This is a genomic window from Mumia sp. zg.B53 (genome assembly GCF_019550935.1).
Classification (GTDB): Bacteria; Actinomycetota; Actinomycetes; order Propionibacteriales; family Nocardioidaceae; genus Mumia.
On the sequence record NZ_JAHWCK010000001.1, the window covers coordinates 2,115,050 to 2,129,106 of the forward strand.

14 protein-coding genes are annotated in these 14,057 nt (G+C 70.9%); all 14 read right to left on the reverse strand.

All coding sequences use genetic code 11. The annotated features are described in order from the left end of the window. Positions 1 to 27: 27 nt before the first annotated feature. The 14 genes from KV102_RS10345 to KV102_RS10410 all read right to left on the reverse strand — a co-directional run bounded on the left by KV102_RS10345 (position 28) and on the right by KV102_RS10410 (position 13,973). Positions 28 to 600 carry a hypothetical protein gene (locus KV102_RS10345; RefSeq protein ID WP_220346116.1) on the reverse strand — a complete coding sequence of 191 codons (573 nt, stop codon included), beginning with the start codon at positions 598 to 600 and terminating at the stop codon, positions 28 to 30. 10 nt (positions 601 to 610) lie between these two features. Continuing rightward, positions 611 to 1,591 (reverse strand): ornithine cyclodeaminase family protein, encoded by a 981-nt coding sequence (locus KV102_RS10350; protein ID WP_220346117.1) that lies wholly within the window; start codon positions 1,589 to 1,591, stop codon positions 611 to 613. Continuing rightward, a complete protein-coding gene (locus KV102_RS10355; protein WP_220346118.1) occupies positions 1,588 to 2,637 on the reverse strand; it encodes a proline racemase family protein in 1,050 nt (349 codons plus the stop codon). The genes KV102_RS10350 and KV102_RS10355 overlap by 4 nt, the downstream gene beginning before the upstream one ends. After that, positions 2,637 to 4,124 carry an aldehyde dehydrogenase (NADP(+)) gene (locus tag KV102_RS10360; RefSeq protein ID WP_255560601.1) on the reverse strand — a complete coding sequence of 496 codons (1,488 nt, stop codon included), beginning with the start codon at positions 4,122 to 4,124 and terminating at the stop codon, positions 2,637 to 2,639. The genes KV102_RS10355 and KV102_RS10360 overlap by 1 nt, the downstream gene beginning before the upstream one ends. Before the next feature lie 8 nt (positions 4,125 to 4,132). Continuing rightward, positions 4,133 to 5,134, reverse strand: a complete 1,002-nt coding sequence (locus KV102_RS10365) for a proline racemase family protein (RefSeq protein WP_220346120.1) — start codon at positions 5,132 to 5,134, stop codon at positions 4,133 to 4,135. A 48-nt stretch (positions 5,135 to 5,182) separates the two neighbouring features. Beyond that, entirely contained in the window at positions 5,183 to 6,097 is a 915-nt protein-coding gene (locus tag KV102_RS10370; RefSeq protein WP_220346121.1) for a dihydrodipicolinate synthase family protein, read from the reverse strand. Then, positions 6,094 to 7,539 carry an FAD/NAD(P)-binding oxidoreductase gene (locus KV102_RS19585; protein WP_308290295.1) on the reverse strand — a complete coding sequence of 482 codons (1,446 nt, stop codon included), beginning with the start codon at positions 7,537 to 7,539 and terminating at the stop codon, positions 6,094 to 6,096. The genes KV102_RS10370 and KV102_RS19585 overlap by 4 nt, the downstream gene beginning before the upstream one ends. Position 7,540: 1 nt before the next feature. Then, positions 7,541 to 7,870 (reverse strand): (2Fe-2S)-binding protein, encoded by a 330-nt coding sequence (locus KV102_RS10380; RefSeq protein ID WP_308290296.1) that lies wholly within the window; start codon positions 7,868 to 7,870, stop codon positions 7,541 to 7,543. After that, positions 7,867 to 9,045: an FAD-binding oxidoreductase gene (locus KV102_RS10385; protein ID WP_220346122.1), complete on the reverse strand. Its 1,179-nt coding sequence runs from the start codon at positions 9,043 to 9,045 to the stop codon at positions 7,867 to 7,869. The genes KV102_RS10380 and KV102_RS10385 overlap by 4 nt, the downstream gene beginning before the upstream one ends. 104 nt (positions 9,046 to 9,149) lie before the next feature. Next, positions 9,150 to 9,860, reverse strand: coding sequence for an ABC transporter ATP-binding protein (locus KV102_RS10390; RefSeq protein WP_220343512.1), 711 nt, complete (start codon positions 9,858 to 9,860; stop codon positions 9,150 to 9,152). Beyond that, positions 9,857 to 10,657 carry an ABC transporter ATP-binding protein gene (locus KV102_RS10395; protein WP_220343513.1) on the reverse strand — a complete coding sequence of 267 codons (801 nt, stop codon included), beginning with the start codon at positions 10,655 to 10,657 and terminating at the stop codon, positions 9,857 to 9,859. The genes KV102_RS10390 and KV102_RS10395 overlap by 4 nt, the downstream gene beginning before the upstream one ends. Next, entirely contained in the window at positions 10,654 to 11,826 is a 1,173-nt protein-coding gene (locus KV102_RS10400) for a branched-chain amino acid ABC transporter permease (protein ID WP_220346123.1), read from the reverse strand. The genes KV102_RS10395 and KV102_RS10400 overlap by 4 nt, the downstream gene beginning before the upstream one ends. A gap of 4 nt (positions 11,827 to 11,830) precedes the next feature. Next, positions 11,831 to 12,724 carry a branched-chain amino acid ABC transporter permease gene (locus KV102_RS10405; RefSeq protein ID WP_220343515.1) on the reverse strand — a complete coding sequence of 298 codons (894 nt, stop codon included), beginning with the start codon at positions 12,722 to 12,724 and terminating at the stop codon, positions 11,831 to 11,833. Positions 12,725 to 12,791: 67 nt separating this feature from the next. Next, complete coding sequence (locus KV102_RS10410) at positions 12,792 to 13,973, reverse strand: branched-chain amino acid ABC transporter substrate-binding protein (protein ID WP_220346124.1); 1,182 nt, start codon at positions 13,971 to 13,973, stop codon at positions 12,792 to 12,794. Positions 13,974 to 14,057 lie beyond the last annotated feature (84 nt).

Here is a 14,057-nt window from a genome sequence, read left to right on the forward strand (position 1 = left end):
CGTCCAGGTTAAGCGGCCGGGCAAACCCTAGACCGCGACCGGACGACCGAGCGACCTCAGCTCGCGCGTGATGTTGGACCTCGCGCACGTCTCCCAGAGGGCACGGGCGGGTCGGGTCGCGAAGAAGTGGGGCCGCGCCTGGTAGCGCGCGAGAACCCGGGAGCGGAGCCGCCGGTACTCCGAGTCGGGGACGTGCAGGTTCTCGGCGCGGATCGCGCGGGCGTACCGGTCGTAGCGCTCGGGATCGGACCCGAGGACGCTCAGGTCGGCGTCGCACAGGACGGCTGCCTCGAGGTCTCCCGGCGGTGCGACGTGGTCACGGGTGGCCATCACGATCTCGGCCACGCGGTCCCCGGTGCCCGGTGCGAGCCAGCGCTGGGCGAGCGCGGCGGACCGCTCGACGTTGTCGGCGCGATGCACGTCGTAGATCGCGTCGTGGAACCACGCGGCGGTGCGGACGGTCTCCACGTCGAACGTCAGGCCCAGTGCTGCAAGCAGGTCCACGGCGCGGACCACCTCTGCCAGGTGATCGGCCCCGTGGTGTTCGCGGTGAGGCTCCGACCAGCGCTTCGCCAGCTCGAGCCGGATGCTGGGGTGCACCTGGTCCAATCTACGGGGCCTCCGCGACGACCGCAGGCGTGGCGGAGAATCCTGTCACCGCGTCGAGCGCCGCGGCCGCCACGACCAGGTCCTCCCACGCCATGCCGACGGACTTGAAGAACACCGGCCGTCCGGCCGCGTGCACCGGCTCGGCCGCAACCTCGGCCAGGGTGACGAGGGACAAGGGGTCGAGCGTCCCGGCCGCGACGGCCATCACGACGTCGCCGGCCTCGCGGAGCGCCGTCCGGCGATCCTCGACCACGACCCTCGACCGGCCGACCAGGTGCTCGTCAACCTCGCGTGCGTCCGGGTCGTGCGACCCGACGGCCACGACGATCGCGTCGTCGGCGACGAGGGTCCCGTCGAACACGGGCTCGCGCGCCGACGTGGCGCACAGGATCAGCCCTGCCGCACCCACGGCCTCGGCGGCGGCGGCGCTGTCGACGGCCACGACCCGGGTGGGGACGCCGACGAGCTCGGGGACCTCGGCCGTACGCGGATCGCGGGCGACATAGGTGACCGAGGCGACCGTGCGCACGCCCTCGACGACGTCGGCGGCGGTCGCCACGTGGCGTACGGCCTGGATGCCGACGCCGTAGGCGACGACGTGCAGCGGGCCGGTGTCGGCGAGGAGGTGCTGGCGGACACCGGCGAGAGAGACCGCCGGGGTGCGGAGCGCCGTCAGCTCGATCCCGTCGAGCAACGCGCGCGGAGCGAGCGTCCGGGCGTCGAAGAGCACGTAGATCCCTTGGATCCGCGGCAGCCCTCGCTCGCGGTTGCGGGGCGCGACCGTCACGATCTTGACGCCGGTGTCGGCGCCGTTCTCGGCGGGCATCACGATGTACTCGCCGTGGGTGAGCGGGACGAAGGTCCGCGGGGTGCCCTGGGTGGGGTCCAGGCCGTCGCGCAGCGCGGTGAGGAGCGCCTCGACGGCGTCGCGTGGGCGAAGCGCCGAGACGGCGGAGGCGTCGAGGTACGGCAGCGTCGTCATCGCAGCACGAACCCGGGTGTCAGGGAGTCGGCCGGGTCCACCACGAAGCGGTGCTCGCCGGTGCGGTGCGCGGTGCCGCTCACCGACACCACCACGGCCTCGTGCCCGTCGACGACCGTCCGCTCCTCCACACGTGCGAGGAAGCGCGAGCCGACCAGCGAGTCGTGCACGAGGTCGCGCCCGTCGGGGAGATCGCCGTGGGCGTCCAGCACCGCGACGCGAGCACACGTGCCGGAGCCGCAGGGGGATCGGTCGACCTCGCCGTCGGCGAAGACGGTGACGTTGCGCTGGTGCGCCCTGCCGTCGTCGGTGGTGCCGAGATCGTCGTAGATCGTCGTCCCGTAGACACCGCTCAGGCGGGTGTCGGTCGGGTGCTGGGCCACGGCGTGGTCGTTCAGGGCCCACTTGATCTCGCGACCGAGGGCGATGAGGTCGTCGACCTGCTCGGGCACGACGGCCAGCGCGGCGGTCCGGGCGTCGAGCTGCGCGTAGATCGCGCCACCGAAGCCGACGTCGACGCGCAGCGGACCCCGTGACGTCGCGACCTCCACGTCTCGGGCGATCGCATGGCTGGGCACGTTGACGAAGTCGGTGTGGGAGACGCGGCCCTGCGCCACGTGCACGCGTGCGGTCACCCGTCCCGAGGGGACGTCGATCCTGACGTCGACGACGCCGTCGGCGGGTGCCTGGACGAGGCCCGACTCCACCGCCCACGTCCCGAGGGCGATCGTGCCGTGGCCGCAGGCGGTCGAGAAGCCGTCCTTGTGCCAGAACAGCACACCGAAGTGGGCGCCGTCGTCGTCGGGCGGGGTGATGAAGCCGCCGTACATGTCGGCGTGGCCCCGCGGCTCGTGGCAGAGCACCCGACGCAGGTGCTGGACGTCGGGGTCGGCCGCCGCCCTGACCCGCCGGTCGGCGACCCCGTCACCGGGGAGCGCGACGGGCGGGTCGGCGACGATCCGGAAGGGCTCGCCGCCGGTGTGGTAGTCGACGGTCGTCACGCCCTCCCACTCGGCGGTGTCCGATGCCGTCGGGGTGCTCGCCATCAGTACCGCCCGGTGAGCTCGCCCCACTGCCGCGACAGTCCGGCCGGGCTGCGGCGCTGCGGCACCCCCCAGGGGTTGTCGTCGCGCAGCGGCGGAGGAAGGACCGACTGCGGCGCGCCCTGGTAGGCCACCGCGCGGAGGAACCGTCCGATCGCCACGGTCCCCACCGACGTGGCGTCGTGCGTGGTCGCCGGGTACGGGCCACCGTGCTGCATCGCCGCCGTCACGGAGACACCGGTGGGCCATGCCCCGAAGAGCACGCGTCCGCTCGTGCGGGCCAGGGCGTCGAGGAGAGGCTCGAGGGCTGCCGTGTCCTCGGTCGGAGCGAGGTGCACCGTCGCGGTCAGGTTGCCCGGGAAGAGGCGCTCGAAAGCAGCGGGGAGCTCCGCCGCGGTGCCGTACTCGACGACGACCGACAACGGTCCGAACGACTCGTCGAGGACCGTGTCTCCGGCCTTCTCGAGGTCGGCGAGGGACATCGACACCAGCGTGGGCGTGGCCCAGCCGAGACCGTCGGCGCCGACCCGGACCTCTCCCTCGACCAGCACCGAGACACCGGCGGCAGCGAGGACGGCCTCACGGCGCTCGCGGTAGCCGGCGGTGATCCCGGCGGTCAGCAGGCGGTGCTCGGGCACCTCCGCCGCCGCGGTGACGAGGGCATCGGCCAGCGGCTCCACACCGGGGACGAGGAGGAAACCGGGCTTGGTGCACAGCTGACCGCACGAGCCCGAGACGCTGCCGACGTACGCGGCGGCGAGAGCATCGGCGCCGGCGGCGAGCGCAGCCGGGGTCACGACGACGGGGTTGACGCTGCCCAGCTCGCCGTAGAAGGGGATCGGCACCGGGCGGGCCGCGGCGACGTCGGCGAGCATCCGACCGACCGTCGTCGAGCCGGTGAACGCCGCCGCGCGGATGCGGTCGTCCTTGAGGGCCGCGACCCCGTCCTCACGGTCGAAGATCACGGCGAACGACCCGTGGGGCATCCCGGCCTCGCGGAGGGCCTCGGTCACGATCGTCGCGACGAGCGCGCTGAGCCGCGGGTGTCCGTCGTGGGCCTTGACCACGACCGGGTTGCCCGCGGCCAGTGCGGCTGCGGTGTCACCGCCAGCGACGGAGAAGGCCAGCGGGAAGTTGGAGGCGGCGTAGTTCAGCACGGGTCCGACCGGGACGTTGACCCTGCGCACGTCGGGCCGGGGACCGACCGCGTAGTCGGGGTCGGCGGCATCGATCCGGGCGTCGAGGTAGGCACCCTCGACGACGACCTCGGCGAACAGGCGCAGTTGCTGCGTCGTACGGTTCAGCTCTCCTCGTAGCCGGCCCTCCGTGAGGCCGGTCTCCTCGGTGCCGAGCGCGACGATCTCGTCGGCCGCGAGCTCGAGGCGATCAGCGACCGCGACCAGGGCGGCTGCGCGGTCGCGCGGCGTCGTGCGGGCCAGGAGGGGGGCCGCCGCGTCGGCGGCGTCCAGCGTGGTGAACAGGTCGGTCATCGCCATCCTCAGAAGTCGAATCCGGTGGGGAACGGGTCGTGGGGGTCGAGCAGGTACTGGGCCGTGCCGGTGATCCAGGCCCGGCCGGTGATCTCCGGCAGCACCGCCTCGTGGTCACCGACGGTGGTGGTGGCGACGAGCCGCCCGGTGAACTCCGACCCGATGAACGACTCGTTGACGAAGTCGGTGTGCAGCGCCAGCTCACCCCGCGTGTACAGCTCGGCCATCCGCGCGGAGGTGCCGGTGCCGCAGGGCGACCGGTCGAACCACCCGGGATAGATCGCCATCGCGTGCCGGGACCGCACGGCGTCTGACCCGGGAGCGATGAACTCCACGTGGTGGACGTGGTCGACGCCTTCGATCGTGGGGTGGTGCGGGGGTGCGGTCTCGTTGATCGCCGACATGATGGCCAGACCGGCGGCGGCGATGTCGTTCTGACGCGCGCGGTCGAACGGCAGGCCGACGTCGTCGAGGTCGACCATCGCATAGAAGTTGCCGCCGAACGCCACCGAGTACGGCACCGTGCCGAGGCCGGGCACCTCGATCTTCTGGTCGAGTCGCTCGGTGAAGCTCGCCACGTTGGCGAGGGTCACCGACGTGGCTCGCCCGTCCTGCACAGCGACCCGGGCGACGACGAGACCGGCGGGGGTGTCGAGCCGGATCTCGGTCACCGGCTCGGTCGCCTCGACCATCCCGGTCTCGACCAGCACGGTGGCGACGCCGATCGTGCCGTGCCCGCACATCGGCAGGCAGCCGCTGGCCTCGATGAAGATGATCCCGAAGTCGCAGTCGTCCCGGGCGGGTGGCTGCAGGATCGCCCCGGACATCGAGGCGTGCCCGCGGGGCTCGCTCATGAGCAGCCGACGGATGTGGTCGAGGTGCTCGATGAAGTGGAGCCGGCGCTCGTTCATCGTCGCACCCGGGACCACGCCCACGCCGCCGGTGACCACTCGGGTGGGCATGCCTTCGGTGTGGGAGTCGACGGCATGGAAGATGCGTGTGGATCGCATGGTGACCTCCTGACTCGAGTATGGATCGGTGGCGTGGGCGCTCGGACGTCAGCGTGCGGCGATCGCGGCGAGCGCGCGCTCGGTGTCAGCGGTCACCGCAGCGACCTGCTCGGGGCTGAGCGGGCCGCGGGGCGGTCGCGTCGGCCCGCCGTACGAGTTGCCGCAGATGTCCATCGAGAGCTTGATCGCCTGCACGAACTCCGTACGGGAGTCCCACCGGAAGACCGCGACGAGCTGCGCGTAGAGCTGCTGGGCCTCCTGCCACTTGCCCGCCACGCAGAGGTCGTACAGCGCGACGGCCTCCTTGGGGAAGGCGTTGGGGTAGCCGGCGAACCAGCCGACGGCACCGTTGACCATGAGCTCGAAGAGCACGTCGTCGGCGCCGGCGATGACGTCGATGTCGCACTTCTCCTTGATCTCGTAGACCCGGCGGACGTCACCGGAGAACTCCTTGATCGCGACGACCTCGGGGATCTCGGCGAGTCGGGCGACGAGGTCGGGGGTCACGTCGACCTTGGTGTCGAAGGGGTTGTTGTAGGCCATGATCGGCATCCCGACCTCCGCCACCTTGCGGAAGTGCTCGACGACCTCGTCGGGGTTGGAGCGATAGAGGGTCGGCGGGAGCAGGAGCACGCCGTCGGCCCCGTCGGCCTGGGCGTTACGCGCCCACTCCTGCGCCTGGTGCCAGCCGACACCGTGTACGCCGGCGACGACGACGCCCCGTCCGTCGACGGCGTCGACCGCGACCTGGACGACCTTGCGGCGTTCCTCGTCGGTCAGCGAGGAGTACTCGCCGAGCGACCCGTTGGGGCCGACTCCGCGGCACCCGTTCGCCATGAGGAAGTCGACGTGCTCGCCGAACTTGTCGTAGTCGACCGCGAGCCCGGCGGGCGCCGACGGGTCCTCCTTGAACGCGAGGGCGGTCGCGACGACGACGCCGCCGAGATCGATGGTGCTGGTCATGCTGGGTCCTTTCGGGAGGGGGACGGAACGTCGGGGGATGCGGGTCGGGCGAGGTCGCCCACCCGGACCGGCACGGCGATCGGCCGCCGGTCGGTGGAGGTGTGGTCGGCGAACGGGACGGATCCCCGTCCGCTCGCCGCGGCGAGGATGGTCTCGACCGTGCGGCCGCAGACCCTCCCCTGGCAGAGGCCGAGACCGGCTCGGGTGGTCAGTTTGAGTGAGCGCAGTCCGACGGACGAGGTGTCGGACGCGACGCGGGTCAGCGTGCCGTAGCCGACCTCCTCGCACCGGCACACGACCGTGTCGTCGTCGAGCCAGCGCGTCCATCCCGGTCCGATGCCGTGGGCGGCCTCGATGCGGTCGGCGAACCGTCGGGAACGGCTGCGGGCGCGGCGGGCGCGCGACAGGTGCGCCGCGGACGGATCGCCGCCCCCGGCCACCCAGCCGGCGATCTCGCCCTCGGCGAGGGCGAGGTCCACCCCGCCGATCTGCGTCAGCTCACCAGCCGCGAGCACACCCGCGACCGTGGTGCGCTGGTGGGCGTCGACGGCGACGAAGCGCTGGTCGGTGAGTCCGCAGCCGGCGGCGATCGCGAGCTCGAGGCGCGGGACGAAGCCGTGGCCGAGGCAGACGGCGTCGCACGACACCTCGCTCTCGGTTCCGGCCACGGGCTGCCAGCGGTCGTCGACGTCGGCGACGGTCACGCCCTCGACGCGGCCCTCTCCGTGGATGCGGACGACCGCCGAGCCGGTGCGGTACGGGACGCGGCCTCGGACCTGGTGTCTCGCGTACCCCGCGAGCTCGCTCACCTTGTGGGCCGTGCCGACCAGCTCCCACGGTCGCGCGAGCCACTCGCGGGCGAGGCGTCGAGGACGCGCGGCCTCGTGGACGCCGACGACGGAGGCGCCCGCCTGGAGCAGCGAGGCGGTGACCGGCAGCAGGAACGGCCCGGAGCCGGCGACCACGACGCGCTCGCCGATCGCGAGGCGCTCGCCCTTGGCGAGGGCCTGGGCCGCGCCGGCGGTCACGACGCCGGGCAGGGTCCAGCCGGGGACCGGCAGCGTACGGTCGTGCGCCCCGGTGGCGAGGACCAGCCGCTGGGGTCGCAGCGTCTCCGTGCGCTGTCCGGTGCCGTCGACGTCACCGTGGGAGACGTGCACCGTGAGACCGGCGTCGTCCTGGCCGATCGCCCACACGTGCGCCTCCAGGCTCACCGTGACGCCGGGGTCGGACTGGAGGCTCTGGTGGAGCCGCCGATAACGGTCCCACTGGTGGTGGAGCACGCGCTCGCGTGCGGCGGGCCTGCTGGCCGGCAGGTGGCGCCAGTACTGGCCGCCGGTCCCGTCGGAGGCGTCGAGCACGCGGACGGTCGCTCCGGCGGCTCGCGCTGCGTGCGCCGCGGCCATGCCGGCAGGCCCGGCGCCGATCACGAGGACGTCCACGTCATCGCTCCTCTCGGGGCTCGGGCAGCCGGTCGTGCTGGCGCTCGACCAGCTCGCCGCCGCGGGCGCGTCGCTGGCACGCGCGGACGTCGCGGACACCGTCGACGCTCACGACGCAGTCGAAGCAGACGCCGATCCCGCAGAAGAGGCCCCGGCCCGCTCCGGAGACCGACGTCGTACGCCAGTCGAGGACGTCGTGGGAGAGCAGGATGCCGGCGACGGTCTGGCCGCGCACGCCCTCGTACCGGCGCCCCTCGAACTCGATGGTCACCGTCGTGGCGAGGGCCGGCTCCGCGGGGTCGCGGGCGGGGTCGACAGGACGCGGGGTCACGATGCCTCCTCGAGGTAGGGCGCGAGCGTGGGGCGGTCGACCGCGAACGCCGCCGGGTCGAGTGGGGCCGCGGAGCCGGTCACCAGCGCGTGGAGCAGGTCGGCCGAGGGCACCGAGAGGCCGATGCCGGCGCCTTCGTGGCCGGTGACGTGGAAGAGCCCGGGTAGGCGGGGATCAGCCCCGACGAGCGGCAGGTGGTCGGGCATGTACGGGCGGAAGCCGCCGTACGTGCGCAGCACCGACGCGCTGGTGAGGAACGGGAAGATGCGCAGCGACTTCGCCGCGATCTCACGGACGACCTCGACGTCGAGGCGGTCGTCGAAGCCGACACGCTGGCGAGAGGAGCCGATGAGGACGGTGCCGGCCGCGGTGGACTCCACCACGGTCGAGGTCTGGAGGTCGGCGTCCGCGGACTGGGTGGCACCGACGTAGTCGGCGTCGTAGACCTTGTGGAGCACGCGGTGCGGCATCCGTGTCGTGACGAGCACCATCCCGCGCCGGGGGAGGACCGGCAGGTGGACGCCGAGACGTCGGGCGACGTCGCCTGCCCACGGGCCGGCCGCGTTCACGACGACGTCTCCACCGTGGTCGCCTGCGGGTGTCGAGACACCGATCAGGCGACCGTCTGTGCTGCGGACGGCCCCGACGACCTCGGTCTCGGTGAGGACGGTCGCCCCCGCGTGGCGGGCGGAGGCCAGCAGCGCCTCGGCCGCCGTCACCGGCTGCACCTGGGCATCCTGCGGATAGAGCACGCCTGCGGTGACGTCGCGGGTGAGGTACGGCTCGAGGGCCAGCGCCCCGGCGGTGTCGACGTCCTGCGCGTCGACACCTGCCGCGCGCTGCGTCGCGGCGAACGCCCGCAGGGCGTCGGCGCCGTCGGCGGTCGTGGAGACGACGAGCCCGCCCTTGCGCTCGTACTCGACCGAGGGGAAGGCAGCCCCGAGCTCCTCGTGCAGCTCGGCGGCGACCGTGGCCCACCGGTCGGCCGCCAGCAGCGAGAGGTCGAGCTCCGGTCCGGGTGTCTTGTCGGAGACGAGGAGATTGCCCTCGCAGGCCGCCGACGTGCCTCCGACGGCGGCACCCCGCTCGAGGACGAGAACGTCGACCCCGGCCCGGGCGAGGCTCCGGGCACAGGCGGCACCGACGATGCCGGCGCCGACCACGATGGCGCGCATGGTGCCTCCTCGTTCGGGAGCGAGTAATATATCACATATTACTGGTAGGGACAGAGCGATCTCTGGGGTCTGGCTGTGTTCTGGCGTGACGTCGGGTCGCGGGGTCAGGAGCCGAGGTACGCCTCGACGACGCGCGCGTCTCCCGCGAGCTCGTCGGCGGCGCCCGACAACGTCACACGCCCTGTCTCGACGACGTACGCACGGTCGGCGATGCGCAGCGCCGCCTTCGCGTTCTGTTCCACCAGGAGCACGGTGGTCCCCTGGGCGTTGACCTCGGCGATGATCTCCATGACCTGCTTGACGATCAGCGGAGCAAGGCCCATCGACGGCTCGTCGAGCAGGAGCAGTCGCGGATCGGCCACGAGGGCGCGGCCGATCGCCAGCATCTGCTGCTCGCCGCCCGACAGCGTGCCGCCCTGCTGGCGCCGCCGCTCGAGCAGGCGCGGCATCAAGGCGTAGACCCGCTCGACGCGCTCGTCGATCACCGAGGTGTCGCGCACGCGGTAGCCGCCGAGCATGAGGTTCTCGTGCACCGTCATCGTGCTGAAGATCCGCCGGCCCTCGGGCACGTGGACCACGCCGCGAGGGACGAGGTCGTGTGCCGGCACCGACCGCAGGTCGGTCCCGTCCCAGGTCACCGACCCCGACGACGGCTTGACCAGTCCCGAGATGAGGTTCATCGTCGTGGTCTTGCCGGCGCCGTTGTTGCCGAGCAGCGCGACGATCTCGCCCTGGTCCACGTGGAAGCTCAGCGAACGCAGCGCGTGGACCCGTCCGTAGTAGACGTCCACGTCCTCGACGACCAGCCCGCTCATGCGTCCTCCTCGTCCTCGGAGCCGAGATACGCCTCGATCACCTTCGGGTCGCTCTTGATCTCCGCGGGAGTCCCGTCGGCGATCTCCTTGCCGTGGTTGAGCACGATGATGCGCTCGGAGATGTCCATCACCAGCCCCATGTCGTGCTCGATGAGGACGATGCCGATCCCCAGGTCGCGGATCCGCCGGATGAGGGCGACCAGCTGCTGCTTCTCGTTGTGGTTCAGGCCGGCGGCCGGCTCGTCGAGCAGCAGCAGGCGGGGCTTCGTGGCGAGGGCACGAGCGATCTCCACCCGACGCTGCTCGCCGTACGGGAGCTGGGTCACGTAGAGGTCCTCATCGCCGGTGAAGCCGACGAAGTCGAGCCACCCACGCGCCTCCTCGAGGCACTGCCGCTCGCTGCGCTTGTAGCGCGGGGTGTGCAGCATGGCGTCGTACCAGCGCTGACGCAGGGCAGCGTGCATCGCGGTCTTCACGTTGTCGAGGACCGACAGCTCCCGGAACAGCCGCAGGTTCTGGAAGGTGCGTGCCATCCCGGCCTTCGTGATCGTCGACGGCAGCGACCGTACGATCGAGCGGCCCTTGAACGTGATCGATCCGCTGGTGGGACGGTAGAACCCGGAGATGCAGTTGAAGGCGGACGTCTTGCCCGCCCCGTTCGGACCGATGACCGAGAGGATCTCGCCCGAGCGCACCGACATCGACAGTCCGTCCACGGCCTTCACGCCGCCGAAGGCCAGGTGCAGGTCGGTGACCTCGAGCAGGACCTCTCCGGTCTCCGTGGTGGTCGCGGTCATCGGTTCTCTCCTTCCCGGCGCGCGAGCAGGTCGCCGCCGGTGTCCTCGCCCTCGTTCAGCTCAGCCTCGTCGCGCGTCTCAGGGGCCGAGTCCTGCTCCACCTCGTCGACGTCCTCGTCGACGTGCTTGTCCTTGGACCACGGGAGGACGGCCGTCGCGGGCCAGATGCCCGTCGGACGGAAGATCATGGTCACGACCAGCAGCACACCGAAGAGCAGGAACCGCCAATCCGCGAACTCCCGCAGGAACTCAGGCGCCAGCGAGACGAACAGCGCGCCGATGATGACGCCGGGCACCGAGCCCATCCCGCCGAGCACGACGGCCATGAGGATCAACGCCGAGTAGAGGAACAAGAAGCTGTTGGGGGAGATCGCGGTGAGGTGCGTCCCCATCAACTGCCCGGCGAGTCCCGCCCAGACCGCACCGATGATGTAGGCGGTGATCTTGGTGACGTAGGTGTTGATGCCCATCGCCTCGGCGGCGTCCTCGTCGTCGCGGACCGCCTTCCACGCACGGCCCATCTTGCCGCGGGCGAGTCGCCCCAGTGCCACCACTCCGACGAGGCCGACGATGACGGCGACGAAGTAGTAGAAGACGACCTTGCCGTTGAAGAAGATGCCCCCGATGGTGACGCCGTCGGCGAGGTCCCAGCCGAAGAGCTGCCACGAGGGGATCCCGTGGATGCCGGACGGGCCTCCGGTGATCTCCAGGTTGTTGGCCGTGAGGCGGATGATCTCGCCGAAGCCGAGCGTGACGATCGCGAGGTAGTCGCTGCGCAACCGCAGCGTCGGACCGCCGATGACGATGCCGGCGATGATGCAGGCGACGATGACGCCGGGCACGGCGAAGACCATCGACCAGCCGAAGTGGGTGGTCAGGATGCCGGAGGTGTAGGCGCCAACCGCGAAGAACGCGATGTAGCCGAGGTCGAGGAGGCCCGCGTAGCCGACCACGACGTTGAGACCGAGCGCGAGCATCACGTAGATGAGTGCCGTGGTCATGATCGAGATCGTGTACGGCGACGCGTTGATGAACGGCAGGAGCAGCACGAAGGCGAACGCGGCGATGCCGAGCAGCCGCAGCACGCTGTCGTCGCTGCGCCAACCACGGGAACGCTCGGGACGGGCGCGGGTCGGGGCGGGCGCGGTGATGGAGGCCTGAGTCTTCATCGGGTCACATCCGCTCGACGACGCGGGCACCGAGGATGCCGGTCGGCTTGAACGACAAGAAGATGATCAGACAGGCGAACGAGAACACGTCGCGCCACTCCCCTCCGAGCCAGGCGGTCCCGAAGGACTCGAGCAGACCGAGCGTCAGTCCGCCGAGCATCGCGCCGTACAGGTTCCCGATGCCGCCGATCACCGCGGCCGTGAATGCCTTGATGCCGATCACGAACCCCATGAGGAAGTCGATCGAGCCGTAGTAGGCGCCGGCCATGACGCCTGCGGCGCCGGCCAGTGCCGAGCCGATGAAGAAGACCCGCGAGATAACGCGGTTGACGTTGATGCCCATCAGGGTCGAGGCCGCGGGGTCCAGGGCGATGGCGCGCATCGCGCGGCCCTCCCGCGTGCGGTTCACGTAGAACGCGAGCACGACCATCAGGAGTGCGGCGAGGGCCATCAGCACCAGCTGTGCGGTGGAGATGCGAGCGCCGATGAACTCGACGCTGCCTCCGCTGACCCGCACGGGGTACGCCTTGGGGGACGGGCCGAAGATCTGGCGGACCGCGTACTCGAGGGTGAAGGACATGCCCACCGCGGTGATGAGGACCGCCAACCGTGGTGACGATCTCAACGGTCTGTACGCCACGCGCTCGACCGTCACCCCGAGCAGTCCGGTGAAGATCATCGCGACCAGCACGAGCAGGACGAGTGTCGGGATGGTGGCCGCTGCGGCGAGGCCACCGAAGGACGTCAGCAGGACGAAGCCGACGAAGGCGCCGATCATGTAGACGTCGCCGTGGGCGAAGTTGAGCAGCTTGATGATCCCGTACACCATGCTGTAGCCGAGCGCGATGAGGGCGTAGAACGACCCGACGAACAGGCCGTTGATGATGATCTGCGACATGAGGCTCCGATCGTGATCCAGCGATACGGGGTCCCGGCCCCACAGGAGCCGGGACCCCTCTCAGACGTCAGCCCTGCAGGTCGTCGTGCAGGACGAACGAGCCGTCGTCGCCGATCGTCACGATCGCGAAGCCGCCCTCGGCGAGGGTGCCTTCCTCGGTGAAGGTGATCGGACCGGAGAAGGCGGGGAACCCGTCGAGGTCGCGCAGCGCGGCGTCGATGTCCTTCATCTCGGTGGAGTCGGCGTTCTTGATCGCCTCGGCCATCACCCGGACCGCGTCGTAGGACTGCGTCGAGTACGGGCCAGGCTCGTCGCCGAACTTCTTCGTGTAGTCGGCGATCCAGTCCTCGGCACCCTCGAGCATGTCGGGCGTCTGGGTGAAGGTCGCGTAGACGTTGTCGGTGTAGTCCTTGCCGGAGATCTCCGCGAAGCTGGCATCGACCGAGCCGTCACCGGCGAGGAACGTGCCCTTGTAGCCGGCGTCCTTGGACTGGCGGTTCAGCAGGCCGCCCTCCTGGTAGTAGCCCGTCCAGTAGACGAAGTCGGCGCCGGACTTCACGAGCTTGTTGGCCTCGGCGGAGTAGTCCTTCTCCTTCGGCGTCATGGTCGCGTCCAGCACGACGTCGAGACCGGCGGACTTGGCCTGCTCGACGAACGAGTCGGCGAGGTCGACGGAGTAGTCGGTCGAGTCGTCGATCACCGCGATCTTGGAGGCACCCTCCTTCTTCGCGAACGCGACGGCGGCGGCGGCCTGCTGGGTGCCGGTGCCGTTGATGAGGAAGACGTTCTCCTGGTCGGCCTCGACGAGCGCGTTGGAGTTGGCCGCCGGGATGACCATCGGCACCTTGGCCTGCAGGAAGATCGGGAGCGTCGGGAGCGTCGCGCCCGAGCAGTAGCCGCCCACCGACGCCACGACTCCCTGGGAGACGAGCTTGTTGGCGGCCGCGACGGCGGTCGTCGCGTCGCACCCGTCGTCCTGGGTCACGAGCTCGATGTCCTTGCCGTCGATGCCGCCGTCGGCGTTGATCTCCTCGACGGCGAGGGCGGCGCCGTTCTTCATGTAGTCGCCGAACGCGCTCTCCGTACCGGAGAAGGGGGCGAGCATGCCGAACTTGATCGTGTCGCCGGACTTCTCGTCGTCGCTTCCACCGACGCCACCGCCGCAACCTGCGACGGCAGTCGCGAGAGCGACGCTGGCGGCCAGATAGCGGGCGCGCCGCCAGACCGACGCGGACCGAGTGCTCTTCATGCGTGTTCCTTCCTCGTCGGCGCGGGTCATCGCCGTGCCTTGATATGTGACATATTACATATCACGTGACGCGGATTACGCGGA